At 70.0% G+C, this 26,076-nt stretch carries 18 protein-coding genes; 14 read left to right on the top strand and 4 right to left on the bottom strand.

The annotated features are described in order from the left end of the window. Positions 1-51: 51 nt before the first annotated feature. Genes KVT44_RS40210 through KVT44_RS40195 form a run of 4 tightly spaced genes read left to right on the top strand, consistent with a single transcriptional unit; the run spans position 52 to position 7,329 of the window. The gene (locus KVT44_RS40210) at positions 52-2,274 is read left to right on the top strand and encodes a sialidase family protein (protein ID WP_217572745.1); all 2,223 of its coding nucleotides are present in this window, start codon (positions 52-54) and stop codon (positions 2,272-2,274) included. Continuing rightward, on the top strand, positions 2,274-4,310 hold the full coding sequence (locus KVT44_RS40205; RefSeq protein WP_254650561.1) for a beta-galactosidase: 2,037 nt from the start codon (positions 2,274-2,276) through the stop codon (positions 4,308-4,310). The genes KVT44_RS40210 and KVT44_RS40205 overlap by 1 nt, the downstream gene beginning before the upstream one ends. Further along, positions 4,307-6,580, top strand: coding sequence for a glycoside hydrolase N-terminal domain-containing protein (locus KVT44_RS40200; protein ID WP_217572743.1), 2,274 nt, complete (start codon positions 4,307-4,309; stop codon positions 6,578-6,580). Before KVT44_RS40205 ends, KVT44_RS40200 begins: the two co-directional genes overlap by 4 nt. 35 nt (positions 6,581-6,615) lie before the next feature. After that, on the top strand, positions 6,616-7,329 hold the full coding sequence (locus KVT44_RS40195; RefSeq protein WP_217572741.1) for a hypothetical protein: 714 nt from the start codon (positions 6,616-6,618) through the stop codon (positions 7,327-7,329). Between the two features lie 17 nt (positions 7,330-7,346). Here KVT44_RS40195 and KVT44_RS40190 read toward each other — a convergent pair whose 3' ends face one another. The 3 genes from KVT44_RS40190 to KVT44_RS40180 form a co-directional block, all read right to left on the bottom strand. Continuing rightward, on the bottom strand, positions 7,347-7,838 hold the full coding sequence (locus KVT44_RS40190) for a hypothetical protein (protein WP_217572739.1): 492 nt from the start codon (positions 7,836-7,838) through the stop codon (positions 7,347-7,349). A gap of 117 nt (positions 7,839-7,955) precedes the next feature. Next, positions 7,956-10,007 carry a TIM-barrel domain-containing protein gene (locus tag KVT44_RS40185; RefSeq protein ID WP_217572737.1) on the bottom strand — a complete coding sequence of 684 codons (2,052 nt, stop codon included), beginning with the start codon at positions 10,005-10,007 and terminating at the stop codon, positions 7,956-7,958. A gap of 168 nt (positions 10,008-10,175) precedes the next feature. Then, positions 10,176-11,189 carry a LacI family DNA-binding transcriptional regulator gene (locus KVT44_RS40180; RefSeq protein WP_099920396.1) on the bottom strand — a complete coding sequence of 338 codons (1,014 nt, stop codon included), beginning with the start codon at positions 11,187-11,189 and terminating at the stop codon, positions 10,176-10,178. A 318-nt stretch (positions 11,190-11,507) separates the two neighbouring features. Between KVT44_RS40180 and KVT44_RS40175 the strand changes: the two genes are divergently transcribed. From KVT44_RS40175 to secA, 4 genes are all read left to right on the top strand, one after another. Further along, positions 11,508-12,314: an endo-1,4-beta-glucanase gene (locus KVT44_RS40175; RefSeq protein WP_217572735.1), complete on the top strand. Its 807-nt coding sequence runs from the start codon at positions 11,508-11,510 to the stop codon at positions 12,312-12,314. A 164-nt stretch (positions 12,315-12,478) separates the two neighbouring features. After that, positions 12,479-14,410 (top strand): acyl-CoA dehydrogenase family protein, encoded by a 1,932-nt coding sequence (locus KVT44_RS40170; RefSeq protein ID WP_054235427.1) that lies wholly within the window; start codon positions 12,479-12,481, stop codon positions 14,408-14,410. Positions 14,411-14,513: 103 nt separating this feature from the next. After that, positions 14,514-14,999, top strand: coding sequence for a hypothetical protein (locus KVT44_RS40165; RefSeq protein WP_099920393.1), 486 nt, complete (start codon positions 14,514-14,516; stop codon positions 14,997-14,999). Positions 15,000-15,015: 16 nt separating this feature from the next. Then, the gene (gene secA / locus KVT44_RS40160) at positions 15,016-17,787 is read left to right on the top strand and encodes a preprotein translocase subunit SecA (protein WP_217572733.1); all 2,772 of its coding nucleotides are present in this window, start codon (positions 15,016-15,018) and stop codon (positions 17,785-17,787) included. Between the two features lie 30 nt (positions 17,788-17,817). Here secA and KVT44_RS40155 read toward each other — a convergent pair whose 3' ends face one another. Next, positions 17,818-18,270 carry a lamin tail domain-containing protein gene (locus tag KVT44_RS40155; RefSeq protein WP_190172533.1) on the bottom strand — a complete coding sequence of 151 codons (453 nt, stop codon included), beginning with the start codon at positions 18,268-18,270 and terminating at the stop codon, positions 17,818-17,820. A gap of 210 nt (positions 18,271-18,480) precedes the next feature. On the opposite strand from KVT44_RS40155, the gene dxr reads away from it, so the two are divergent. The 6 genes from dxr (at position 18,481) to KVT44_RS40125 (ending at position 26,033) form a co-directional block, all read left to right on the top strand. Further along, on the top strand, positions 18,481-19,764 hold the full coding sequence (gene dxr / locus KVT44_RS40150; RefSeq protein WP_099920391.1) for a 1-deoxy-D-xylulose-5-phosphate reductoisomerase: 1,284 nt from the start codon (positions 18,481-18,483) through the stop codon (positions 19,762-19,764). Beyond that, the gene (locus tag KVT44_RS40145) at positions 19,761-21,065 is read left to right on the top strand and encodes an RIP metalloprotease (protein WP_101400975.1); all 1,305 of its coding nucleotides are present in this window, start codon (positions 19,761-19,763) and stop codon (positions 21,063-21,065) included. Before dxr ends, KVT44_RS40145 begins: the two co-directional genes overlap by 4 nt. Before the next feature lie 174 nt (positions 21,066-21,239). Further along, complete coding sequence (ispG, locus tag KVT44_RS40140) at positions 21,240-22,397, top strand: flavodoxin-dependent (E)-4-hydroxy-3-methylbut-2-enyl-diphosphate synthase (RefSeq protein WP_095852303.1); 1,158 nt, start codon at positions 21,240-21,242, stop codon at positions 22,395-22,397. Positions 22,398-22,645: 248 nt separating this feature from the next. Beyond that, complete coding sequence (locus KVT44_RS40135) at positions 22,646-23,494, top strand: GNAT family N-acetyltransferase (protein ID WP_099920390.1); 849 nt, start codon at positions 22,646-22,648, stop codon at positions 23,492-23,494. 167 nt (positions 23,495-23,661) lie between these two features. Continuing rightward, a complete protein-coding gene (locus KVT44_RS40130) occupies positions 23,662-24,231 on the top strand; it encodes a GNAT family N-acetyltransferase (protein WP_217572731.1) in 570 nt (189 codons plus the stop codon). Positions 24,232-24,335: 104 nt separating this feature from the next. Further along, the gene (locus KVT44_RS40125; protein ID WP_099920388.1) at positions 24,336-26,033 is read left to right on the top strand and encodes a proline--tRNA ligase; all 1,698 of its coding nucleotides are present in this window, start codon (positions 24,336-24,338) and stop codon (positions 26,031-26,033) included. Positions 26,034-26,076: the final 43 nt, after the last annotated feature.

The following is a 26,076-nucleotide window of genomic DNA, read 5'->3' as shown; positions in this document are numbered from 1 at the left end:
GCGCCCCTCAGGTAACTCTCCTGACCGTCTCTCCGTAGAACGAGGTATGTCATGCACGCGTCCCGACTGAGCCGCCGGGCCGTTCTCGCCGGGACCGCGGCCGCCGCCGCGCTCACCACCGTGCCGCCCCTCCAGGGCCGCGCGCACGCCGCCGAGGTCACCGCCGCCACCCCCTCCTACCGCTGGCGCAACGCCGTCATCGGCGGTACCGGATTCATCACCGGTGTGCTGTTCCATCCGGCCGTACGAGGGCTCGCCTACGCCCGGACCGACATCGGCGGCGCCTACCGCTGGGAGGAGCGAGCCGCCCGCTGGACCCCGCTCACCGACCACCTCGGCTGGGACGACTGGAACCTGCTCGGTGTCGAGTCGCTCGCCGTCGACCCCGCGCACCCGGACCGGCTCTACCTCGCCCTCGGCACGTACGCCCAGTCGTGGGCCGGCAACGGTGCGATCCTCCGCTCCGAGGACCGTGGTGCGACCTGGACCCGCACCGACCTGAACGTGAAGCTCGGCGCCAACGAGGACGGACGAGGGGCCGGTGAGCGGCTCCTCGTCGACCCGCGCGACGGCGACACCCTGTGGCTGGGGACCAGGCACGACGGGCTGCTCAAGTCCACCGACCGGGGGGCCACCTGGGCAGGCGTGAGCGCCTTCCCGGCGAAGGCGAACTCCGCCGGGCAGGGCATCACGTTCCTCGTCGCGGCCGGGCGCGCCGTCTACGCCGGCTGGGGCGACGGCGACGGCACCACGGGCACGGCGAACCTGTACCGCACCTCCGACGGCACGACCTGGGAGGCCGTCCCCGGACAGCCGTCCGGCACCGCCGCCAAGGTCCCGCTGCGCGCCGCGTACGACAGGCTCACCCGCGAGCTGTACGTGACCTACGGCGACGCGCCCGGCCCGGGCGGCCAGTCCGACGGCAGCGTGCACAAGCTGCGCACCGCCACGGGGACTTGGACCGAGGTCACCCCGGTGAAGCCGGGCGGGACGACGAGCGAGGGCTCGACGGACACCTTCGCCTATGGCGGTGTCGCCGTCGACGCCCACCGCGCGGGCACCGTCGTCGTCTCCACCAACAACCGGTGGGCCGACGGCGACACCGTGTTCCGGTCCACCGACGGTGGCCGTACCTGGGCGTCCCTCAAGGACGTGGCGGTCTTCGACGTGTCCGAGACTCCCTTCCTCGATTGGGGTGAAGACCAGCCGAAGTTCGGCTGGTGGATCCAGGCGCTCGCCCTCGACCCGTACGACTCGAAGCACCTCGTGTACGGGACCGGCGCGACCCTCTACGGCACCCGCGACCTCAGACGCTGGGCGCCACAGATCCGTGGTCTGGAGGAGACGGCCGTGCGCCGGCTGATCTCGCCCCCGGCCGGGGAGGCGCATCTGATCAGCGGACTCGGGGACATCGGCGTGATGTACCACGAGCGGCTCACGGCGTCTCCGTCGCGCGGCATGGCGACGAACCCCGTGTTCGGGTCGGCGACGGGACTCGCGCAGGCCGCGGCCAAGCCGTCGTACGTCGTCCGGGCGGGCTGGGGCGACCACGGCAACGGCGCGTACTCCCACGACGGCGGGCGGACCTGGGCGCCCTTCACGGCCCAGCCCGACATCGCCAAGAACGCACCGGGGCCGATCGCCACCAGCGCCGACGGCGGCACGCTGCTGTGGTCCTTCGTGCACTGGGACGGCACGAAGTACGCGGCTCACCGCTCGACGGACAACGGCGCGACCTGGTCCGAGGTCCCCTCCTTCCCGAAGGGCGCCACGCCGGTCGCCGACCCGGCCGACCCGACGCTCTTCTACGCGTACGACACCGACACAGGAACGCTATACGCCAGCACTGACAGTGGCCGTTCCTTCACCGTCCGTGCCGGTGGACTGCCCTCCGGGGACGACCAGTTCCAGCTGGCCGCCGCACCCGGGCGCAGCGGTGACCTGTGGCTGAGCGTGAAGTGGAACGGGCTCTACCGGTCCACCGACGGTGGAGTCACCTTCGCCAAGGTCGCCAGCTGCTGGGCCTCGTACACCCTCGGCTTCGGCAAGGCGGCCGACGGCGCCGACTACCCGGCCGTCTACCAGGTCGGCTCCACGGAGACGATCACCGCCGTCTACCGCTCCGACGACGCGGCCGGGACCTGGGTGCGGATCAACGACAACGCCCACCAGTGGGGCTGGATCGGCGAGGTCATCACCGGAGACCCGCGCGTGTACGGCCGTGTGTACCTCGGTACGAACGGGCGTGGCATCCAGTACGGGGAGCCGGTCTGATGCCGACGCGCAAGAATCCGACGCCTACTCACAAGAATCCGACGCCGACCCGCCAGGGACCGAGCCTCGGCGACGCCACCCGCGGCCGCATCCTCTTCGGCGGCGACTACAACCCCGAGCAGTGGCCGGAGGAGCTCTGGCAGGAGGACGTACGGCTCATGAAGGAGGCCGGCGTCAACTCCGTCACCGTCGGCGTCTTCTCCTGGGCCAAGCTCGAACCGACACCCGGCGCACGGGAGTTCGGCTGGCTCGACCGGCTCATGGACCTGCTGCACGAGAACGGCGTCGGGGTAGTCCTCGCCACCCCCACCTCCTCGCCCCCGCCCTGGATGGGCCGGCTCCACCCGGAGACCCTGCCCCGCGACGCGGACGGCCGTGTCGAGTGGTGGGGCGGCCGCCAGCACTTCGCCCACTCCAGCGCCACCTACCGGCGCCACGCGGCCGCCATCACCGAGGACCTCGCCGCCCGCTACGGCGGCCATCCCGCCCTGACGATGTGGCACATCAACAACGAGTACTGCACCTACGACTGGGGCGACGAGGCGGCCGCCGCCTTCCGTCGCTGGCTCCAGGGCAAGTACGGCACGCTCGACGCCCTCAACACCGCCTGGGGCACCGCCTTCTGGAGCCAGGGCTACGACGACTGGGAAGGCGTTCTCCCGCCGCGCCACGCCCACTACATGAACAACCCCACCCAGGTCCTCGACTTCAAGCGCTTCACCTCCGACGCCCTTCTGGAGTGCTACCTCGCCGAACGCGACATCGTCGCCCGGCACACCCCGCACATCCCCGTGACCACCAACTTCATGCCGTTCTGGCAGGGTCAGGACGCCTGGGCGTGGGCCGAGCGGGAAGACGTGGTCTCCGTCGACATCTATCCGGACCCGCGCGACCCGCTCGGCGCCCAGTACGGCGCGCTCATCCACGACATGACCCGCTCACAGGCCCACGGCGGGCCCTGGATGGTCATGGAGCAGGCGGCGGGGTCCGTGAACTGGCGTGGCGTGAACCACCCGAAGCCCCACGGGCTCAACCGGCTCTGGTCCCTCCAGGCCGTCGCGCGCGGCGCGGACGCCGTCTGCTACTTCCAGTGGCGGCAGTCCCGGCAGGGCGCCGAGAAGTTCCACTCCGGGATGGTCAGCCACGCGGGGGAGCGGGGCCGCACCTTCCAGGAAGTCAAGCGGATCGGGGCCGAACTCGCCCTGCTGAGCGACAAGGTGACGGGCACTCAGGTCGTCGGCGCCGACGTCGCCGTACTGCTGGACTGGAACGCCTGGTGGGCGAGTCAGCAGGACGGGCGGCTGTCCTGCGAGGTCGACCACCAGAGCGTCGTACGCGCCTGGCACCGCGCCCTGTGGGAGGCCAACACCACCGCCTCCTTCGCCCACCCCGAGCACGACCTGTCCGCGTACAAGCTGGTCGTCGTCCCGCAGCTGTACCTGCTGACGGACAGGGCGATCGACAACCTCGTCGGGTACGTACGCGGCGGTGGCACCCTCGTCTCCGGCTTCCTGACCGGCGTCGCCGACCAGGACGACCGGGTGCGGCCCGGCGGCATGGACGAGCGGCTGCGCGCACTGTTCGGCATCCGCACCCTGCACGAGTGGTGGCCGCTCGACGCCGACGAGAAGGTCGAGGCCGAGGGCTTTTGCGGCACGTTGTGGTCCGAGGAGATCGAGGCCGCGGACGACACCTACGCGGTCGTCCGGTACAAGGGCGGTGAGCTGGACGGTCTTCCGGCCGTACTGCGCAAGGGCCGCGCCTGGTACCTGTCCACCCTCCCCGAGCCCGAGGCGCTGTGGCCGCTGCTCGCCGGGATCGCCGAGGACGCGGGCGTACGGCCGCCACTCGACCACCTTCCAGCGGACGTGGAGGCGGTACGCCGGGGCGAACTGCTGTTCCTGCTCCACCACGGGCGGGACACGGTGACCGTGCCGGTGCCGGGACGCCACCGCGACCTGCTGACCGGCGAGGACGTCGTCGATGCCGTGGAGCTGGGGCGGTACGGGGTCGTCGTACTGGAGCCAGCGCCATGAGCGAGCCCGCGGGCGGCCCCGCGGACGAGCGCGCCAACGGCCTCACGGTCGCTCCCGTCCACGGTTCCACCGACGCCCCCGTCCATGGCACCTGGGAGCCCGCTCCCGCCGCCCGCTGGGAGGACGCCTTCCTGAGCGGGAACGGCCGACACGGCGTCATGGTGTTCGGTGATCCGAACGACGACCGGGTCATCGTCAACCACCACTCCCTGGTCCGCCCGAACGGCAGTGAACACGCCCGGCCGCCCGAGCTGGCCGCACGGCTGAGGAGCGTCCAGGACCGGTTGCTGGCCGGTGACGTCGACGCCGGGGAGGACTTCACCGACGGGCGACCGCTGCTGTGGGTGCAGCCCTTCCACCCGGCCTTCCAGGTGCGGCTGCGCCGGGCGCCACGGGAGTCGCACGCGTACCGGCGCGAGGTCGACTTCACCACCGGTGTCGTCCGCGCCGAGTGCGGGGGCCGGCGCGGCGAGGTCTTCGTGTCGCGCGCGGACGACGTCATCGTCCAGTACGTGACGGAGGCCGACCTCACCGTCGACGTGACGCTCGACCACCGACTGCCGGGCGCCCCGTCGGATTTGGCGGTGGGTCACAGTTCCGTCCTCACCGCCGACGGTGCTCTCCTCACTCTGCGGGCCCGCTATCCGGGCAGTGAGCGTGCGTACACCGGCGTAACGCTCGCCGTGGTCACCGGGGGCCGGACGCTCACCGCGCCGCCCGGGATACGGGTCGAGGGCGCGCGATCGGTGCTGCTGCTCACGCGGGTACGACGGCACGAGGGGGAGTGGGACACGCTCGCCGAGGCCCGTGAGCTGCGCGCCCTGCTGCCCGAGGGCGACGAGGACGCGTACGACCGTCTCCTCGCCCGGCACACCGCCCTGCACCGTCCCGCCTACCTGCGGGCGGGCCTGGAGCTGGGCGCAGATCCGGCCGAACGGGCCCTCCCGGGATCGGAGTTGGTCCGCCGTCCGAAGAGCCCCGCCCTGCTCGAACGGCTCTTCGCGGCCGGTCGTTACCACCTGCTGTCCGCTGCCGGAATGCTGCCGCCACGGCTGACCGGGCTGTGGACCGGCGACTGGGACACCGCCTGGTCCGGGGCTTTCACCACCGACGCCAACGTCAATCTGCAGACGGCGTCGGCCGCCGCGGCGGCGCTCCCGGAGGTGTCCGAGGCCCATGCCGCCCTGGTCCACGGCCAGTTGCCGCACTGGCGCGACAACGCCCGGGCGATCTTCGGCACCCGGGGTGTCGTCGCCCCCGCGCACACCGACGGCGAGTCCGGGCACATCTACCACCTCAGCCGCGAGTACCCGCTGCACGTGTGGACCGCGGGTGCCGACTGGCTGCTGAAACCCCTCGTGGACCACGACGAGACGCGCGGCGCACGCGACCCGCGCCTGGTCGCCGCGCTCGCCGAAGTGGCGCGGTTCTACGAGGACTTCCTCACCCGGACCGACGAGAACGGCCGCGTCGTGATCGTGCCGTCGTACTCGCCGGAGAACCGGCCCGCCACCGCGCGCTGGATCACCCTCAACGCCGCCATGGACCTCTCCGCGGCGCGCCACGCCCTCCGCACGGCCGCCGACCACCACCCCGGACCCGACGCCGAGCGCTGGCGCGCGCTCGCCGACCGGCTGCCGCCGCACCGCGTCAACGCCGACGGGGCACTCGCCGAGTGGGCCTGGCCCGGCCTCGACGACACCTACGACCACCGGCACCTCAGCCACCTCTACGGCGTCTGGCCGCTCGACGAGATCAACCCGTACGACACCCCCGAGCTCGCCGCGGCGGCCCACCGCGCCCTCGCACTGCGCGGCGCCGAGAACGACTCCGCGCACGGCCACCTCCACCACGCCCTGGTGGCGGCCCGGCTGCGGGACGCCCAGCGGGTGGCGGGCGCCCTCGACAACGTCCTGGCCGGGGACTTCTTCCATGTCTCCCTGATGAGCGGCCACTACCCGAACCGCCACGTCTACAACGCGGACGCCGCCCACACACTCCCCGCCGTGCTCATCGAGATGCTCGTCCACTCCACGCCCGGTCGGCTGGTCCTCTTCCCCGCGCTCCCCACGGCGTACCCGAGCGGCCGGCTCCACGGCATCCGCACCCGGTTCGGCGCCGAGGTCGACCTGACCTGGAGTCCCGGGGAGCGCACGGCCGTCATCCGCCCCACCCGCACCACGCGGATCGATCTCAGGACTTCCGCCGGCGCGCGACCGCTCTCCCTGAGCGCCGGAGAAGACTGCGTCCTCACCCTGGGGCCGCAGTAGCACCCGCAGTTCCCCCCACCCATGGAAGGGACACCATGGCAACACGGACACTCGGCAGGGCGGCCAAGGCCCTGCTGGCCCCCGCGCTCGCGCTCGGCGCCACCGTCGGCCTCGTCTCCGCCCCCGCCCAGGCGGCCGTCTGGAACTCCTGCGAGCAGTACGGGAACACCAGCCTCAACGGGTACACGCTCTACAACAACATCTGGGGCTCCGGCGCGGGCAGCCAGTGCATCTGGGCCAACTCCGGCACCAACTGGGGAGTGTGGGCCAACCACCCCAACACCGGCGGCATCAAGTCGTACCCCAACGCCAAGAAGGTGATCAACAAGTCGATCACCTCGCTCGGCTCGCTCACCAGCGGCTACAACGTCACGGTCCCGTCGTCCGGCGCGTACAACACGTCGTACGACATCTGGGACACCGGCTACAAGTACGAGGTCATGCTCTGGGTGAACAAGACCGGAGCCGTCGGCCCGCTCGGCACCTCGCAGGGCACCCTCACCCTCGGCGGCCACACCTGGACCGTCTACAAGGGCAACAACGGATCCAACGACGTCTTCTCCTTCGTGCGCACCTCGAACTCCAGCTCCGGCACCGTCGACGTCCTGCCGATCCTCAAGTGGATCAAGGACACCAAGGGCTGGTTCGGCAACGTGACCATCGGAGACCTCCAGTTCGGCTTCGAGATCACGTCCTCGTCCGGCGGCCTGGACTTCGTGACCAACAGCCTCGCGGTTAGCAGTAGTTGACCGATTCCCCAGGGGCATCAGTGGCTCGGTTCCCGCGTCGCGCGGGGGCCGGGCCGTCGCGATACGAGCCGCGCGGCACCGGCGCACCCGGCGCCGGCCAGCGCGAATCCCAGCACGCTGGGATTCAGGTAGTCGGGAACGGCGTCGGTGACATGGCTGTCGCCGTCCCCCGTCTCGCAGACGAACCGGATGGGCAGGTAGCGCACCGTGTAGTCGACGCTGCCGGGGTCCTGCGCCCGCTCCTCCCAGCCCGGTGCACGACAGGGCCGCAGCGGTGCCGAGTCGGCGCCGTTCTCCTCCGCGTCCATGACCGCGCCGACCAGATGGACCAGTCCCCACACGTACAGGACGGCCGTGGCGGCCCCCATGAGGGCGGCGACGACGCGCAGCCACACCACGCGGTCGGCCCGCCGCAGGCCGATCCGGCCGAGGGTGCCGAAGCAGTACCCGACGAAGGCGAAGGCCGCGACCAGTCCCCCGGGGACGAGTAGCAGGAGCAGGTACACCATCCGGTGACTCCAGCAGCCCGAGGTCGCCTCGGCTGTGACGGAGCCCACAGTTCCGGCAACAGTGCCGTCACAGGGCGTGTGGGGGAGGCCGGCCCGGCCTCCCCCACACGCGCGTGGCTACTCCGCCACCGGCAGCCGCGCTCCGTCCCGCAGGAACAGCGGGATGCGGTCCAGCGGGGCGTCGACGGTGACGGCCGCGCCGCCCTCGTACGTCTCACCGGTCCACGCGTCGGTCCACCAGGCGCCCGCCGGAAGGTACGCCGTACGCACCGTCGCGCCCGCCGTGAGCACCGGCGCGACCAGGAGGTCGGAGCCGAAGAGGTAGGAGTCGTCGACCGACCAGGCCGCGTGGTCCTCGGGGAACTCCAGGAACAGCGGGCGCATCACCGGCAGCCCCTCCTCGTGGGCCTCCCGCATGACGTCCAGCACATAGGGCTTCAGCCGCTCGCGCAGCCGCAGGTACTTCTCCAGGATCGCGCCGGCCTCCTCGCCGTACGACCAGACCTCGTTCGGGCCGCCGGTCATGTCGGGGCCCAGCGGCATACCGGGGTCGCGGAAGCCGTGCAGGCGCATCAGCGGGGAGAGCGCGCCGAACTGGAACCAGCGGACCATCACCTCGCGGTACGCCGGGTCGTCGGGGTCGCCGCCGTGGAAGCCGCCGATGTCGGTGTTCCACCAGGGGATGCCGGAGAGCGCGGTGTTGAGGCCCGCGGCGATCTGACGGCGCAGGGTCGCGAAGTCGGTGCCGATGTCGCCGGACCACAGGGCGGCGCCGTAGCGCTGACTGCCCGCCCACGCCGAACGGTTGAGGGTGACGACCTCGGTCTCGCCCGCCGCGAGCATGCCTTCGTAGAAGGTGCGGGCGTTCTCGCGGGGGTAGAGGTTGCCGACCTCCAGACCCGGACCCGCGTGGTAGCGCAGGTTCTCCTGGAAGCCCGGCTTCAGCTCCGGCTCGCAGGCGTCCAGCCAGAAGGCCGAAATGCCGTACGGGTCCAGATAGTTGTCCTTCACGCGCGACCACAGGAAGTCACGGGCCTCGGGGTTCGTCGCGTCGTAGAACGCCACCTGGACGGTGGAGGCGACCTCCTTGTCGGGCCAGTCGGCGTGGGCCATCGGGCCGTACTGGGTGCCGATGAAGTAGCCGCGCTGCTCCATGAGCGGGTGGTTCTCGGACAGTGGGGAGACCGACGGCCACACGGACACGACCAGCTTGACGCCGAGTTCGGCGAGCTCGCGCTGCATCGCCGCCGGGTCCGGCCACTCGGCCGGGTCGAACTTCCAGTCGCCCAGGTGGGTCCAGTGGAAGAAGTCGCAGACGATGGCGGACAGGGACAGGCCCCGGCGCTTGTACTCCCGTGCCACGTCGAGGAGTTCGTCCTGCGTGCGGTAGCGCAGCTTGCACTGCCAGAAGCCGGCCGCCCACTCGGGCAGCATCGGCGTACGGCCGGTGGCGGCGCTGTAGCGGCGCTGGGCGTCGGCCGGGGTGCCCGCGGTGATCCAGTAGTCGAGCTGGCGGGCCGAGTCGGCGACCCAACGGGTGCCGTTGCCCGCGAGCTCGACCCGGCCGATCGCGGGGGAGTTCCACAGGAAGGTGTAGCCGCGGCTGGAGGTGAGCACCGGGACGGTGACCTCGGCGTTGCGCTGGATCAGGTCCAGGACCGCGCCCTTCTGGTCGAACAGCCCGTGCTGATGCTGGCCGAGGCCGTACAGCTTCTCGCCCTCGTACGCGGCGAAGCGCTGCTCCAGGCGGTGGTGGCCGTTGCCCGTCGGGGTGTACAGGCGCGGGCCGGGCCACCAGAAGTGGGCGCGCTCCTCGGCGAGGAGTTCCGTGCCGTCGGCCGTGCGGAGGAAGCGGACCTGGCCCTCGGCGCCGACCTCGACGGTCAGTGCGCCGACCGTCAACCGGCCCTCGCCGTCCTGGATCTTGACGGTGCTCTCGGTCACCTGCGGCTCGTCGAGGAGCGCGCCGGGGAGGCCTTCGAGGACCGGGCCGCCCAGGCGCGCGCGGACCCGGACCGCGTCCGGGCCCCAGGGCTCGATACGGACGGTCTCCTGACGGCCGCTCCACTCCAGCGCGCCGTCCCGCTCGCGGAACGTGCCGACGGTCGGGGAGGACTGCGCGAGGCTGACCGCGCCTGACTGGGTCTGATTTTCGGCAGGCTGATTCACGGGGGCGCTCCTGAAGGAATGCAGACATGAGGAATGCAGACATGCAGACATGGGGGTGCCCGGCGAGGAGGGCACGACGCTGGGGCCGGGGGGCTGAGGCTGGGGCAGTGCGGTGTGATGCGGTGCGGTGAACGGTGGGACGGGGAGTGGCGCGTGGCCGGGCCCCGGTCAGGCGGCGGTCGGCGCCGGGCCCGTGCTCGCCCGTACCGTCAACTCGGGTGCGATGAGCACGACTTCGTCCTTGCCGTGCCCTTCCAACTTGGCGATCAGATGCTCCACGGCGAGTCGGCCCATCTCCTGCGCAGGGATGGCGACCGAGGTCAGCCGCACCGAGGCCCCTGTCGCGACCTGGTCCGGGCAGATCGCGATCACCGACACGTCCTCGGGGACGGCCCGGCCCTGCTGACGCAGCAGCGCGAGCAGCGGCTCGACCGCGGACTCGTTCTGCACGACGAAGCCCGTGGTGCCGGGGCGCTCGTCGAGGATGCGGGCGAGAGTCAGGGCCATCGCGTCGTACCCGCCCTCGCAGGGGCGGTGCAGCACGCGCAGGCCCAACTCCCGCGAACGGGACCGGAGTCCGTCGAGGGTGCGCTCGGCGAAGCCGGTGTGCCGCTCGTAGACCGCCGGGGCCTCGCCGATGACAGCGATGTCACGGTGGCCCAGCAGTGCGAGGTGCTCGGCGCACAGCGCGCCCGTCGCGCCGAAGTCGAGATCGACGCAGGTCAGGCCGGAGGTGTCGGCGGGCAGGCCGATCAGTACGGAGGGCTGGTCCGTCTGGCGCAGCAGCGGGAGCCGTTCGTCGTCGAGCTCCACGTCCATCAGGATCATCGCGTCGGCGAGCCCGCTGCCGGTGACGCGGCGCACGGCGTCGGGACCCTCCTCGCCGGTGAGCAGGAGCACGTCGTAGCCGTGCGTGCGGGCGTGGGTCGCCACCGCGATGGCGATCTCCATCATCACGGGTACGTACATGTCGGTACGGAGCGGAACCATCAGCGCGATGATGTTGGACCGGCTGCTCGCCAGGGCCCGGGCGCCCGCGTTCGGGTGGTATCCGAGCTCCTGGATGCTCCGCTCGACCCGCTGCCGGGTGCCCGCGGAGATGGACCGCTTGCCGCTGAGGACATAGCTCACCGTGCTCGCCGAGACTCCGGCGTGCTGGGCGACCTCGGCGAGGGTGACCATCCAGCTCTCCAAGCATTGTGTGAAGCGCTTCGACAGTGCGCATTGCGGATAAGGGCGTGTGAGGGTGGCTCGACAGTAGCTCGACGGGTGGTGGGTGTCCATAGGTTGTCGAAGCGCTTCGACAGGATTCTTGCGGTGCGGGTCGGGAGTCGTTGTCGTGCCGCGCGACGGCATGTTCGCGGTGCCGTGCTCAGGCGTGTTTCCAGTGTCGTGCGCCGGTGCGTTTCCCGCGCCGGACTTCGCCGTGCGGCGGCAACCTTTTGAGGACCGGTGGTCACTGAGAAGGCGTACGCAGACCGTTTTCCGGAAGGACCCCCGATGCAACACCGCCGACCGCGCCTGTCCAAGAAGGCGAAGACGATGCTCGCGGGAACGGTGGCGCTCGCGGCCGCCGCGGGCGTCACCGTCGCCCAGGCGGGCGAGGCCAGCGAGAAGTGCGGCGCCTTCGACACCGTCACGATGGGCAAGTACTACGTCAACAACAACCTCTGGGGGCAGGACGACGGCACGGGCACCCAGTGCGTCTGGGACACCTCGCGCTCCGGCGACACCATCGGCTGGGGCACGAACTACTCCTGGACCAGCAAGGCCGGCAAGGAGAACAGCGTCAAGTCGTACGCCAGTACCGTGCTCGGCTGGCACTGGGGCTGGAAGACCGACAAGGCGGCCACCGAACTGCCCGTCCGGGTCGGCGACCGCAAGCCGGTCAGAACCAGCTGGGAGTTCTCGGTCAGTTCCGACCCCGGCACCATGAACGTCGCGTACGACCTGTGGCTGCACGCCAAGAACAACGCGGACTGGCAGGACCAGCCCACCGACGAAATCATGGTCTGGCTCAACCGGCAGGGCGGCGCGGGCCCCCTCGGCACCAAGTACGGCAGTGTGAGCCTCGACGGCGCCATGTGGGACATCTACCAGGGCGACATCGGCTGGAAGGTGTATTCCTTCGTCCGCCGCACCAACACCACCAAGGCCTCCCTCGACCTCGACGACTTCACCCAGGCCCTGGTCCGCCGCAAGCTGCTCGGCAACGACAAGTACCTCTCCGGCATCGAGTCGGGCAGCGAGGTCTTCCGCGGTTCGGGACGGCTGGACACCAAGGCGTACTCCGTCGACATCGGCTGAGATCGGCCGGCCTCGGTCGGCATCGGCTCAAACCTATGGGGTACGCGTTCACGCGAACGCGCGCGAGGACTGGTGGGGTCACCCGTATTCGGGTAAATACGATCGAGTAGCACCGATCAGTAACGAAGGTCCCCAAGATCCCTATGCGCGGCGAGGTGAGCCTCATGTCCGCAACACCCCACCAGCCCACCGTCACTGAACGTGAGGCACGACAGGTCGCGGAGGCGGCCCGCGAACAGGACTGGCGCAAGCCCAGCTTCGCCAAGGAACTGTTCCTCGGCCGCTTCCGCCTCGACCTGATCCACCCGCACCCCATGCCCGCCGAGGACGACGTACAGCGCGGCGAGGAGTTCCTCGCCAAGCTGCGCGACTTCTGCGAGACGAAGATCGACTCGGCCCGTATCGAGCGCGAGGCGCAGATCCCCGACGAGGTCATCGACGGCCTCAAGGACATCGGCGCCCTCGGCATGAAGATCGACACCAAGTACGGAGGCCTCGGCCTCACCCAGGTGTACTACAACAAGGCGCTCGCCCTCGTCGGCTCCGCGAACCCGGCGATCGGCGCCCTGCTGTCCGCGCACCAGTCGATCGGCGTACCGCAGCCGCTGAAGCTCTTCGGCACCCAGGAGCAGAAGGACGTCTTCCTGCCGCGCTGCGCCCGCACCGACATCTCGGCCTTCCTCCTCACCGAGCCGGACGTGGGCTCCGACCCGGCGCGGCTCGCCACGAGCGCCGTCCCGGACGGCGACGACTACGTCCTCGACGGGGTGAAGCTCTGGACGACGAACGGAGTCGTCGCCGATCTGCTCGTCGTCATGGCGCGCGTCCCGAAGTCCGAGGGCCACAAGGGCGGCATCACGGCGTTCGTGGTGGAGGCCGGCTCCGAGGGCATCACCGTCGAGAACCGCAACGCCTTCATGGGGCTGCGCGGCCTGGAGAACGGCGTCACCCGTTTCCACCAGGTCCGGGTCCCCGCGGCGAACCGGATCGGCCCGGAGGGCGCGGGCCTGAAGATCGCCCTCACCACCCTCAACACCGGCCGTCTCTCGCTGCCCGCCATGTGCGTCGGCGCGGGCAAGTGGTGTCTGAAGATCGCCCGCGAGTGGTCGGCGGCCCGCGAGCAGTGGGGCAAGCCGGTCGCTCTGCACGAGGCCGTCGGCGCGAAGATCTCCTTCATCGCGGCGACGACGTTCGCGCTGGAGGCCGTCGTCGACCTGTCGTCGCAGATGGCCGACGAGAACCGCAACGACATCCGCATCGAGGCCGCCCTCGCCAAGCTGTACGGCTCCGAGATGGGCTGCCTGATGGCCGACGAACTCGTCCAGATCCGTGGTGGCCGCGGCTTCGAGACCGCCGCGTCGCTCGCCGCCCGCGGCGAGCGGGCGGTGCCCGCCGAGCAGATCCTGCGCGACCTGCGTATCAACCGCATCTTCGAGGGCTCGACGGAGATCATGCACCTGCTGATCGCCCGTGAGGCCGTGGACGCCCACCTCTCCGTGGCCGGTGACCTCATCGACCCCGACAAGTCCCTCTCGGACAAGGCGAAGGCAGGCGCGAACGCGGGTGTCTTCTACGCCAAGTGGCTGCCGAAACTGGTCGCGGGCCCGGGGCAGCTCCCCCGCTCGTACGGCGAGTTCAACCGGCACGTGGATCTCTCCCCGCATCTGCGCTACGTCGAGCGCAACGCCCGCAAGCTCGCCCGCTCCACCTTCTACGCCATGTCCCGCTGGCAGGGCCGGATGGAGACCAAGCAGGGCTTCCTGGGCCGGATCGTCGACATCGGCGCCGAGCTCTTCGCGATGAGCGCGGCCTGTGTGCGCGCCGAACACCTGCGCCTCACCGGGCAGCACGGCCGCGAGGCCTACCAGCTCGCCGACGCCTTCTGCCGCCAGTCCCGCATCCGCGTCGACGAACTCTTCGGCCGCCTGTGGAGCAACACCGACGACCTCGACCGCAAGGTCGTCAAGGGCGTCCTGGCGGGCACGTACGAATGGCTGGAGCAGGGCGTGATCGACCCGTCCGGTGACGGCCCCTGGATCGCCGACGCGACGCCCGGCCCGAGCCGGAAGGAAAACGTCCACCGCCCCATTCGCTGACCATTTTCCCAGGAATTCACTGCCGTCCCGGTTCGCCATTCCGCCGCTTGCCGCACCGAATATGTGCGTCAACAATGAGGAGAATGGCGAACGGGGACGGCAGATGCGCCAAGGAATCGGGGAAGAACACGGTCACGGCCTTTCCGCGCAGCTGACGCGCGCCCGCGCCGAGGCCCGGCTTCAGCTCGACGAACCGGATCTCGTACGGGCCCTGCGGACCGTCCGCAAGGAGGTGCGGCCGCTGGCGCAGAAGCTGCGTGAAGTCGCGCCCGAGACCTTCGAGGCGCACCGCGACGCCCTCGCGGTTCTCCTCAACGACTGCGCGCTCGCCCTGGTCGACACGGAGCCGCGCCCGCCGGTGCCCTCCTTCGACCCCGTACGGATCCGGCGCATCGACCTCCGTGACGTCGACGGTCTGCTGGACGCCGGACGGCCGGGGGAACGGCCCGTCATCCAACAACTCTTCAAGAGCGCGCTCGACGTGGTCGACGATCCCGTCCTGCGCGAGGTGATCAAAGCGAATCAGCAGGGCGTCCACATTCTGCAACGAGCCAATCACTGGATTCGGCTGCTCGCGGACGCCGTTTAGTTCTGGGGGAATTCCTATGCCGGGCAAAGGTCTGGACGTCATCACCGGCAGGATCATGCGAGCCGGCGAGGGCCGGGTGCTGCGCAGGCTCCAGCGCGTCGTCGATCAGGTCAACTCCCTGGACGAGGAGTTCAGGGCCCTGTCCGACGAGGAACTCCAGTCCCTCACCCCTGAGTTCCAACAGCGCCACGCCGACGGCGAGAGCCTGGACGACCTGCTGCCGGAGGCCTTCGCCACGATGCGCGAGGCGGCCCGGCGGACCCTGGGCATGCGTCACTTCGACGTCCAGGTGATGGGCGGCGCGGCGCTGCACCTCGGCAACATCGCGGAGATGCAGACGGGGGAGGGCAAGACCCTCGTCGCCACCCTCCCCGTCTATCTGAACGCCCTGGCAGGCAAGGGAGTCCACCTCGTCACGGTCAACGACTACCTCGCCGAGCGCGACGCCGAGTGGATGGGCCGTGCCTACCGCTTCCTGGGCCTGACCGTCGGTGTCATCAAGTCCGAGTCGACGCCCGCCGTACGCCGCGCCCAGTACGCCTGCGACATCACCTACGGCACCAACACCGAGTTCGGCTTCGACTACCTGCGCGACAACATGGCCTGGTCGAGGGACGAACTCGTACAGCGTGGCCACCACTTCGCGATCGTCGACGAGGCCGACTCCATCCTCATCGACGAGGCCCGCACCCCGCTGATCATTTCCGGACCCGCCGACCAGCCCACCCAGTGGTACGAGGCGTTCGCCAAGCTCGTACGACGGATGAAGGGTGTCCGCGTCCAGGAGGAGCTCTTCACCCGGCCGGCCGAGAAGGAGGAACTGGCGGCACTGCGGGCCACGTACGACTACGAGTACGACCCCAAGAAACGCACCGTCGCGATCCTGGACCGGGGCGTCGAGTACCTCCAGGACCAGCTCGGCATCGAGAGCCTCTACGAGTCCGACCACACCTCCCTCATCGGGCACCTCAACAACGCCCTGAAGGCCAAGGAGCACTTCAAGAGGGACAAGGACTACGTGGTCGTGGACGGCGAGGTGCTGATCGTCGACGAGCACACCGGCCGCATCCTCGCGGGCCGCCGCTACAACGAGGGGCTGCACCAGGCGATCGAGGCGAAGGAAGGGGTGACGATCAAGGACGAGAACCAGACCCTCGCCACGATCACCCTGCAGAACTTCTTCCGCCTCTACGAGAAGCTCGCCGGCATGACCGGCACGGCGATGACGGAGGCGGCCGAGTTCCACCAGATCTACCAGCTCCAGGTCGTGCCGATCCCGACCAACCGGCCCCCGAAGCGCGCCGACGACCCCGACCAGATCTACCGCACCGTGGACGCCAAGTACGCCGCGATCGTGGAGGACATCGCCGAGCGGCACGCCCAGGGGCAGCCGATCCTCGTCGGCACCACGTCGGTGGAGAAGTCCGAACTGCTCTCCGCGCTGCTCAGGAAACGCGGTATCCGGCACGAGGTGCTCAACGCCAAGAACCACCAGCGCGAGGCCCAGATCGTGGCCCAGGCGGGCCGCAAGGGCGCCGTCACCGTCGCCACCAACATGGCGGGCCGCGGCACCGACATCATGCTCGGAGGCAATCCCGAGTCCCTCATAGCCGCCGAGCTGGAGAAGCGCGAACTCACCGAGGAGGAGCACCCCGACGCCTGCCGCGAGGTGCGCGAGCGCGTCACCGCCGCGGTCGGGGCGGCGTACGAGGAGGTCAAGGAGCTCGGCGGGCTCTATGTGCTGGGCACCGAGCGCCACGAGTCCCGCCGTATCGACAACCAGCTGCGCGGCCGCTCGGGGCGCCAGGGCGACAACGGCGCCTCCCGCTTCTACCTCTCCCTGGAGGACGACCTGATGCGCCTGTTCCGCGCCCAGGTCGTGGACCGCGTGATGGCCATGGCGAACGTCCCCGACGACATCCCCATCGAGAACAAGATGGTCACCCGTGCCATCGCCTCCGCCCAGGCCCAGGTCGAGCAGCAGCACTTCGAGTCCCGCAAGGACGTCCTGAAGTTCGACGAGGTGCTCAACCGGCAGCGCACCCTCATCTACGCCGAGCGCCGCCGCGTCCTGGCGGGTGAGGACCTGCGCGAACAGCTCCTGCACTTCATGGACGACACCGTGCGGGCGTACATCGGACAGGAGACCAGCGAGGGCTTCCCCGAGGAATGGGACCTGGAGCGGCTCTGGGGCGCCTTCGAACAGCTCTATCCGGTACGGGTCACGATCGAGGGCCTGGAGGAGGCGGCCGGCGACCGCGCGAACCTCACCGCCGAGGACCTGGTCGAGGCCGTGACCCGGGACATCCACGAGCGCTACGAGGACCGTGAGGCCGAACTCGGCGCCGAGGCCCTGCGCGACCTCGAACGCCTGGTCGTCCTCAACGTCCTCGACCGCAAATGGCGCGAGCACCTCTACGAGATGGACTACCTCCGCGACGGCATCGGTCTGCGCTGGACGCTCGGCCGGGAACCCATCGTCGAGTACGAGCGTGAGGGCTTCGACATGTACGGCGCGATGACCGACGCCATCAAGGAGGAGTCCGTCGGCTACGTCTTCAACCTGGACGCCTCCGGTGGTGCGCCCGGGACCCTCGAACGTCGCGACCGCGTCGAGGACCTGCACTTCACGGCCCCCACCATGGACACGGCGGAGGGCGTGGTCGAGGGCGAGTTCGCCCCGGCGGACGGCGACGCGTCCGCGACCGCCCCCGCGCCGGCCGCCGCGCCCTCACGCGGCGGCGCGCGCCCCGGCAGGTCCAAGGCGCGGCGCCGCCGTAAGCGGTGAGGGCGCGGGGGCCGGCAGCGACGGCAGGGGCTAGCAGTACTTGTCGCTGGGGTCCCGCGTCGTCCACGAGCACGCGTCGACCTTGTTGCCGTTCGCCTTGGTGAGCGTGGCGGTGTCGCTGGTGTTGTTCCAGACGTACGCGCGGCGGTTCTGGTACTTGTCCGCCGTGGTGTCCCTGCCGCTGCCCGTGTGCACCTTCATGGTCTTGTGCGCCCCGATCTTCACGTTCGGGAAGGTGTACCTGTGGTTCGAGACGTCCTTCAGGATCCAGCCCTTGAGCGAGATCGCTGTCGAACTGGTGTTCTTGATCTGTACCCACTCGGCATTGAGGCTCGCGTTGGAGCGGTTGTCCGAACCGGGGCTGTCGAACCAGACGTGGTAGATGGTCACACCGCCGGCCGCCTGTGCCGGAGTGCTGAGAAGGAACGTGCCCGTCAGTGCCACGGCGCCCGCGAGCGCGGGCAGGGCGGCGCGTATCCGCATGAGAACCCCCCAGGGTGTCGCCCCCCGGCCGGTCGTCCACCGGCCAGTGAGAGTGACGACGTGCATGAAGTGCTATCACATGATCTTCACGCTGGTTTCACAAAGGGTGATTTCGCTTCCTCCGGTACGTCGGGGTGCTAATGGGGCCAGAAGGGAGGAGAAGTGGGGAGCCCTGTCCTGCGCGGGTCGCGCAGCGGCCACAATGGGGGGATGAGCGACAGTCCAGCCCCCCTCGCTGATCCGCATCTCGTCTTCGACCCCGTGGACGGAGTCCGGGACGTCGTGATCCTCGGCTCCACCGGCTCGATCGGCACCCAGGCCATCGACCTCGTGCTGCGCAACCCCGACCGGTTCCGGGTCACCGCGCTCTCCGCCGCCGGCGGCAGGGTCGGACTGCTCGCGGAGCAGGCCCACCGGCTGCGCGTACGCACGGTCGCGGTCGCGCGCGAGGACGTCGTGCCGGCGCTGCGGGAGGCGCTCACGGCCGAGTACGCACCCGGCGAGACCCTGCCCGAGATCCTGGCCGGCGCGGACGCCGCCACCCAGCTCGCCGCCTCCGACTGCCACACCGTCCTCAACGGCATCACCGGCTCCATCGGCCTCGCCCCCACCCTCGCCGCCCTGGAAGCGGGCCGCACCCTCGCGCTCGCCAACAAGGAATCGCTCATTGTCGGCGGCCCGCTGGTGAAGGCGCTGGCCAAGCCCGGCCAGATCATCCCGGTCGACTCCGAGCACGCGGCCCTCTTCCAGGCACTGGCGGCCGGTACGCGCGCCGATGTGCGCAAGCTGGTCGTGACCGCCTCCGGCGGACCCTTCCGGGGGCGTACGAAGGCGGAGCTGGCGCACGTCACTCCCGCCGAGGCGCTCGCGCACCCCACCTGGGCCATGGGCCCGGTGATCACCATCAACTCCGCGACCTTGGTCAACAAGGGGCTGGAAGTCATCGAGGCGCACCTCCTCTACGACATTCCCTTCGATCGGATTGAGGTGGTCGTGCACCCGCAGTCGTATGTCCACTCGATGGTTGAGTACACGGACGGATCGACACTGGCCCAGGCGACGCCCCCCGACATGCGGGGACCGATCGCCATCGGTCTCGGCTGGCCCGAACGCGTCCCGGACGCGGCGCCCGCCTTCGACTGGACCAAGGCGTCGAGCTGGGAGTTCTTCCCGCTCGACAACGACGCGTTCCCCTCCGTCGGGCTCGCCCGGCACGTGGGGCAGCTCGCGGGTACGGCCCCGGCGGTGTTCAATGCCGCCAACGAGGAGTGCGTGGACGCGTTCCTGAACGGCGCCCTGCCGTTCAACGGGATCATGGAGACCGTCACCCGGGTGGTCGAGGAACACGGCACACCCGGAACGGGAACTTCCCTGACCGTGGCGGACGTCCTCGAAGCGGAGACCTGGGCGCGCGCCCGGGCCCGTGAACTGACCGCACAGACGGCACCGACAGCGCCCATGGCACAGACGACAACCGCGGAGGCTCGTGCATGACGACCCTGATGATGATCCTCGGCATAGTCGTCTTCGCGGTCGGCCTGCTCATCTCGATCGCCTGGCACGAGCTGGGACATCTGTCGACGGCCAAGCTCTTCGGCATCCGGGTGCCGCAGTACATGGTCGGTTTCGGGCCGACCATCTGGTCACGGAAGAAGGGCGACACCGAGTACGGGGTGAAGGCGGTTCCCCTCGGCGGCTACATCCGCATGATCGGGATGTTCCCGCCCGGCCCGGACGGTCGTATCGAGGCGCGCTCCACCTCCCCCTTCCGGGGCATGATCGAGGACGCCAGGTCGGCCGCCTTCGAGGAGCTCCAGCCCGGCGACGAGACCCGCCTCTTCTACACGCGCAAGCCGTGGAAGCGCGTGATCGTGATGTTCGCGGGCCCGTTCATGAACCTCGTCCTGGCCGTCGCGATCTTCCTCGGCGTGATGATGACCTTCGGGGTGCAGACCCAGACCACCACGGTCGGCAAGGTCTCGGACTGTGTCATCCAGCAGAGCGAGAACCGGTCGAAGTGCGCGGCGAGCGACCAGGCCGCGCCCGCCAAGGCCGCCGGGCTCAAGGGCGGCGACAAGATCGTCGCGTTCAACGGCAAGGCGATCGACGACTGGGCGGCGCTGCAGTCCGACATCCGCTCCAACCCCGGCAAGGACGTCACGCTCACCGTTGAGCGGGGGGGCCAGAAGGTCGACCTGACCGCCCACCTGATCAAGAACCAGGTCAGCAAGACCGACGGCAACGGCGGCTATGTCGAGGGCAAGTACGTGTACGCCGGCTTCCTCGGCTTCACGCCCGCCTCCGGCATCGTCCAGCAGTCGTTCGGCCAGTCCGTGAACCGCATGGGCGACATGATGCAGAACGGCGTCGAGTCGCTGGTCTCGCTGCCCGGCAAGATCCCCGACCTGTGGAACGCGGCCTTCGGCGACGGCCCGCGCAAGGCGGACTCCCCGATGGGTGTGGTCGGCGCGGCCCGTATCGGCGGTGATGTCTTCACCCTCGACATCCCGGCATCGCAGCAGGTCGCGATGATGCTGCTGCTGGTCGCGGGCTTCAACCTCTCCCTGTTCCTGTTCAACATGCTCCCGCTGCTCCCGCTCGACGGCGGTCACATCGCGGGCGCGCTGTGGGAGTCGCTGCGACGGAACGCGGCGAAGGTGCTGAGGCGGCCGGACCCGGGCCCGTTCGACGTGGCCAAGCTGATGCCGGTGGCCTATGTGGTGGCCGGAATCTTCGTCTGCTTCACGATCCTCGTCCTGATCGCGGACGTTGTTAACCCGGTGAAAATCTCCTAGACGGTCTCTTGGCAGGACACCGTTCGTGGCGGCCGGACACCTTGGGTGTCCGGCCGCCATCCGTTGGGTGGGTTTAGGGGCGTGATGTGCTCGGGCGTGCGCCGGTGCCGTAATCTCGGAGCCTGGAGCCCACGATTCCGGGACCTTGATCCACAACTTGGGGTTGCACAGCAGATGACTGCGATTTCTCTCGGCATGCCGTCCGTTCCGACCAAGCTCGCCGAGCGTCGGAAGAGCCGGCAGATCCAGGTCGGAACCGTGGCCGTGGGTGGAGACGCACCCGTCTCGGTGCAGTCGATGACGACCACGCGTACGTCGGACATCGGCGCCACGCTGCAGCAGATCGCCGAGCTGACGGCCTCCGGTTGCCAGATCGTGCGGGTGGCCTGCCCGACCCAGGACGACGCCGACGCGCTCGCCACGATCGCCCGCAAGTCCCAGATCCCGGTCATCGCGGACATCCACTTCCAGCCGAAGTACGTCTTCGCGGCGATCAACGCGGGCTGCGCGGCCGTCCGTGTGAACCCCGGCAACATCAAGCAGTTCGACGACCAGGTCAAGGAGATCGCGCGGGCCGCGAAGGACACCGGCACCCCGATCCGGATCGGCGTCAACGCGGGCTCGCTCGACAAGCGGCTCCTCCAGAAGTACGGCAAGGCGACCCCCGAGGCGCTCGTCGAGTCCGCCCTCTGGGAGGCGTCCCTCTTCGAGGAGCACGACTTCCGGGACATCAAGATCTCGGTCAAGCACAACGACCCGGTGGTCATGGTCAACGCGTACCGCCAGCTGGCGGCGGCGTGCGACTACCCCCTGCACCTCGGTGTGACGGAGGCGGGCCCCGCCTTCCAGGGCACGATCAAGTCGGCGGTGGCGTTCGGAGCGCTGCTCTCCGAGGGCATCGGCGACACGATCCGGGTGTCCCTGTCGGCGCCGCCCGCCGAGGAGGTCAAGGTCGGTCTCCAGATCCTGGAGTCGCTGAACCTCAAGCAGCGGGGCCTGGAGATCGTCTCCTGCCCGTCCTGCGGGCGTGCCCAGGTCGACGTGTACAAGCTGGCGGAAGAGGTCACCGCCGGTCTCACCGGCATGGAGGTCCCCCTCCGCGTCGCCGTCATGGGCTGCGTCGTGAACGGTCCGGGCGAGGCCCGCGAGGCCGACCTCGGCGTCGCCTCCGGCAACGGCAAGGGGCAGATCTTCGTCAAGGGCGAGGTCATCAAGACGGTCCCCGAGTCGAAGATCGTCGAGACGCTCATCGAGGAAGCGATGAAGCTCGCCGAGCAGATGGAGGCCGACGGCATCGCCTCCGGCGAGCCTTCGGTGTCGGTGGCGGGCTGACTCACCTTGTGGCGCAAGGGACCCGGGTGCCCCTCCGGAGGTGGCGCCCGGGTTCCTTGCGTGCGGTGCTGCTTGGTATCTCCGGCTAAAGTACGGAGATCAGCAGACCGTGTGACTCTGCCCCGGGGGGCTTCTCGCAGCGATGCGACGGTCAAGCCCTGACCGGTGCCCACAAACGAGCACACGGCGACGCTAACAGGGTGCGCGACGCGCTGTCGTTGCCCGCAAGGAGTGATGGAGTCGTCCCGTTGTTGACCCAGACCACCACCAGGGTCCTCGAACCGAGTGACCTGGACGCCGCGCTTGCCGTCCTCGACCGCGACCCGGTCGCGAACGCATTCGTCGCGTCCCGGGTACAGGTCGCGGGCCTCGACCCCTGGCGGCTCGGCGGCGAGATGTGGGGCTGGTACGAGGACGGCATGCTGCGGTCCCTCTGCTACGCGGGCGCCAACCTGGTCCCGATCTGCGCCACCCCCCGTGCCGTACGCGGCTTCGCGGACCGGGCGCGAAGGGCCGGCCGCCGCTGCTCCTCGATCGTCGGCCCCGTCGAGGCCACCGCCCAGCTGTGGCGGCTGCTCGAACCCAGCTGGGGCCCGGCCCGCGAGGTCCGCGCCCACCAGCCCCTGATGGTCACCGACCGCCTCCCCGCCGACATCGCTCCGGATCCGTACGTCCGCCGTATCCGCAAGGACGAGATGGAAACGATCATGCCGGCGTGCGTGGCGATGTTCACCGAGGAAGTGGGCGTCTCACCGCTCGCCGGTGACGGCGGCCTGCTCTACCAGGCGCGGGTGGCCGAACTCGTCGGCACCGGCCGTTCGTTCGCCCGTCTCGACCAGAACGGCAAGGTCGTCTTCAAGGCCGAGATCGGCGCCGCCACCCGGCAGGCCTGCCAGGTCCAGGGGGTGTGGGTCGCCCCCGAGTACCGGGGACAGGGGCTGGCGGCCCCGGGTATGGCGGCCGTCATGCGCTACGCCCTCGCCGACGTCGCCCCGCTCGTCAGCCTCTACGTCAACGACTTCAACACCCCGGCCCGGGCGACGTACCACCGTGTCGGCTTCCAGGAGGTCGGCGCGTTCATGAGCGTGCTGTTCTAGCGCTCGCAGCGGCCCGGGGAACTCCTCGACCGACCTCAGACCGGCCCCCGACCGACCTCAGACCGGCCCCAGGCCGACTCCCGATCGGCCCCCGACCCGGCCGCACCCGACACAACCTCCCGTAGTCCCGGCGCAATCCGGCGAAGCGCCCCGGTAGTCTCCCCGGCATGCTGCGCTTTCCCGGTCAGGGCCCCCGCAAGCCCGACGACGTGGTCGTCGGCCCGCTGGATCTCGCGGCGCGCGTCGACGAGGCGCTCGCCGTGCAGGCCCTCGCCTTCGGGCTCGGCCCCGACGAGATCGCCGTACGCCGGCAGATCGTGCTGCGTCACCTCACCTACCCGGGAGCCCGCGCACTCGGCGCGACGACGGTCGACGGACGGCTCGTCGGCTTCGTCTACGGCATGCCCAACGACCGCACCCACTGGTGGTCCACCGTCGTGGAACCGTATCTGCGCGCCCAGGGACGCGACGCCTGGCTCGACCACTCCTTCGTGATCACCGAACTGCACGTCCACCCGCACTACCAGAACCACGGCGTGGGCCGGTCCCTGATCACCGGCATCACGGACAGCGCCACCGAACCCCGCTCGATCCTCTCCGCCATCGACACCGACAGCCCGGCCCGCGGCCTCTACCGCTCGCTCGGGTACGAGGACCTCGCGCGGCAGGTTCTCTTCCCCAGCGCACCCAAGCCGTACGCCGTCATGGGCGCCCCGCTACCCCTCCGCAGGCGCTGAACGCCTGGGTCTGCCCTCCGGCCGGGTGCTAACCGATTTCCACCGGGATGGGCCGCCCGGCTAACCTCCTAGCCATCACCCTTACGCAGCAGGAGTCGAGAATCATGGCCCAGGTCCAGCGCATGTCCCGTTTGATGGTCAAGACACTGCGTGACGACCCGGCGGACGCCGAGACGCTCAGCCACAAGCTGCTCGTCCGCGCCGGCTACGTGCGCCGCAACTCCGCCGGCATCTGGACCTGGCTGCCGCTCGGCAAGAAGGTCCTCGACAACATCTCCCGCGTCGTACGCGAGGAGATGGACGCCATCGGTGCGCAGGAGGTCCTCCTGCCGGCCCTGCTGCCCAAGGAGCCCTACGAGGCCTCGGCCCGCTGGGAGGAGTACGGCGACCTCCTCTTCCGTCTGAAGGACCGCAAGGGCGCCGAGTACCTGCTCGGCCCGACCCACGAGGAGATCTTCACGCTCGTCGTGAAGGACCAGGTCGCGTCCTACAAGGACCTGCCGGTCATGCTGTACCAGATCCAGACGAAGTACCGCGACGAGGCCCGCCCGCGCTCCGGCGTGCTGCGCGGCCGCGAGTTCCAGATGAAGGACTCGTACTCCTTCGACACGACGGACGAGGGCCTCGCGGAGTCGTACGCGCTGCACCGCGCCGCCTACCAGAAGATCTTCGCCCGCCTGGGCCTGGACTACCGCATCGTGTCGGCCGTCTCGGGCGCCATGGGAGGCTCGGCGTCGGAGGAGTTCCTCGCCCCCGCCGCGGCCGGTGAGGACACCTTCGTGGACTGCCCGTCCTGCGACTACGCGGCCAACACGGAGGCCGTCACCTTCGCCCTGAAGCCGGTGGACGGTTCCGGCGTCGGCCCGGTCGAGGAGCTGGACACCCCCGACACCCCCACCATCGAGACGCTCGCCGAGCACCTCGGTGTCCCCGCCTCCGCCACCCTCAAGAACCTCCTGGTCAAGGTCGACGGCGAGATCGTGGCCGTAGGCGTCCCCGGCAACCGCGAGGTCGACCTCGGCAAGCTGGGCGAGCACCTCGCCCCCGCCGTCGTCGAACTCGTCACCGCGGAGGACTTCGAGGGCCGCGGCGACCTCGTCCGCGGCTATGTCGGCCCGCAGGGCCTGGAGAAGGTCCGCTACATCGCCGACCCGCGGGTGGCCCCCGGCACCGCCTGGATCACCGGCGCCAACAAGGTCAACACGCACGCGAAGAACGTCGTCGCGGGCCGCGACTTCGAGGTCGACGACTACCTGGACGTCGTCGTGGTGGAAGAGGGCGACCCGTGCCCCAAGTGCGGCACCGGCCTCAAACTGGACCGCGCCATCGAGATCGGCCACATCTTCCAGCTCGGCCGCAAGTACGCCGACACCTTCCAGCTCGACGTCCTCGGCCAGCAGGGCAAGCCGGTCCGCGTCACCATGGGCTCGTACGGCATCGGTGTCTCCCGCGCGGTCGCGGCGCTCGCCGAGCAGTCGGCCGACGAGCAGGGGCTGTGCTGGCCCAAGGAGATCGCTCCCGCCGACGTCCACGTCGTCGCCGCCGGCAAGGCCCTGCAGACCGAGCTGGCCCTCGACGTGTCGGAGAAGCTCGGCGCGGCGGGCGTACGCGTCCTCGTGGACGACCGCGCCGGGGTCTCCCCGGGCGTGAAGTTCACGGACGCCGAGCTCATCGGCGTACCGAAGATCCTGGTGGCCGGGCGCCGTTCGGCCGAGGGCGTCCTGGAGCTGAAGGACCGCCGCACCGGCGAGCGCGAGGAACTGACCGTGGACGAGGCGATCGCCCGCCTGGCGGCCGAGTAGCAGAGCCGGCCGAGTAGCCAAACTGCTTGAAGTCTGTAATTAA

This window comes from Streptomyces sp. GbtcB7 (assembly GCF_019091445.1).
GTDB lineage: Bacteria > Actinomycetota > Actinomycetes > Streptomycetales > Streptomycetaceae > Streptomyces > Streptomyces mirabilis.
Note: the sequence above shows the minus strand (reverse complement) of the source record. Positions and strands in the feature narration are given on the sequence as shown.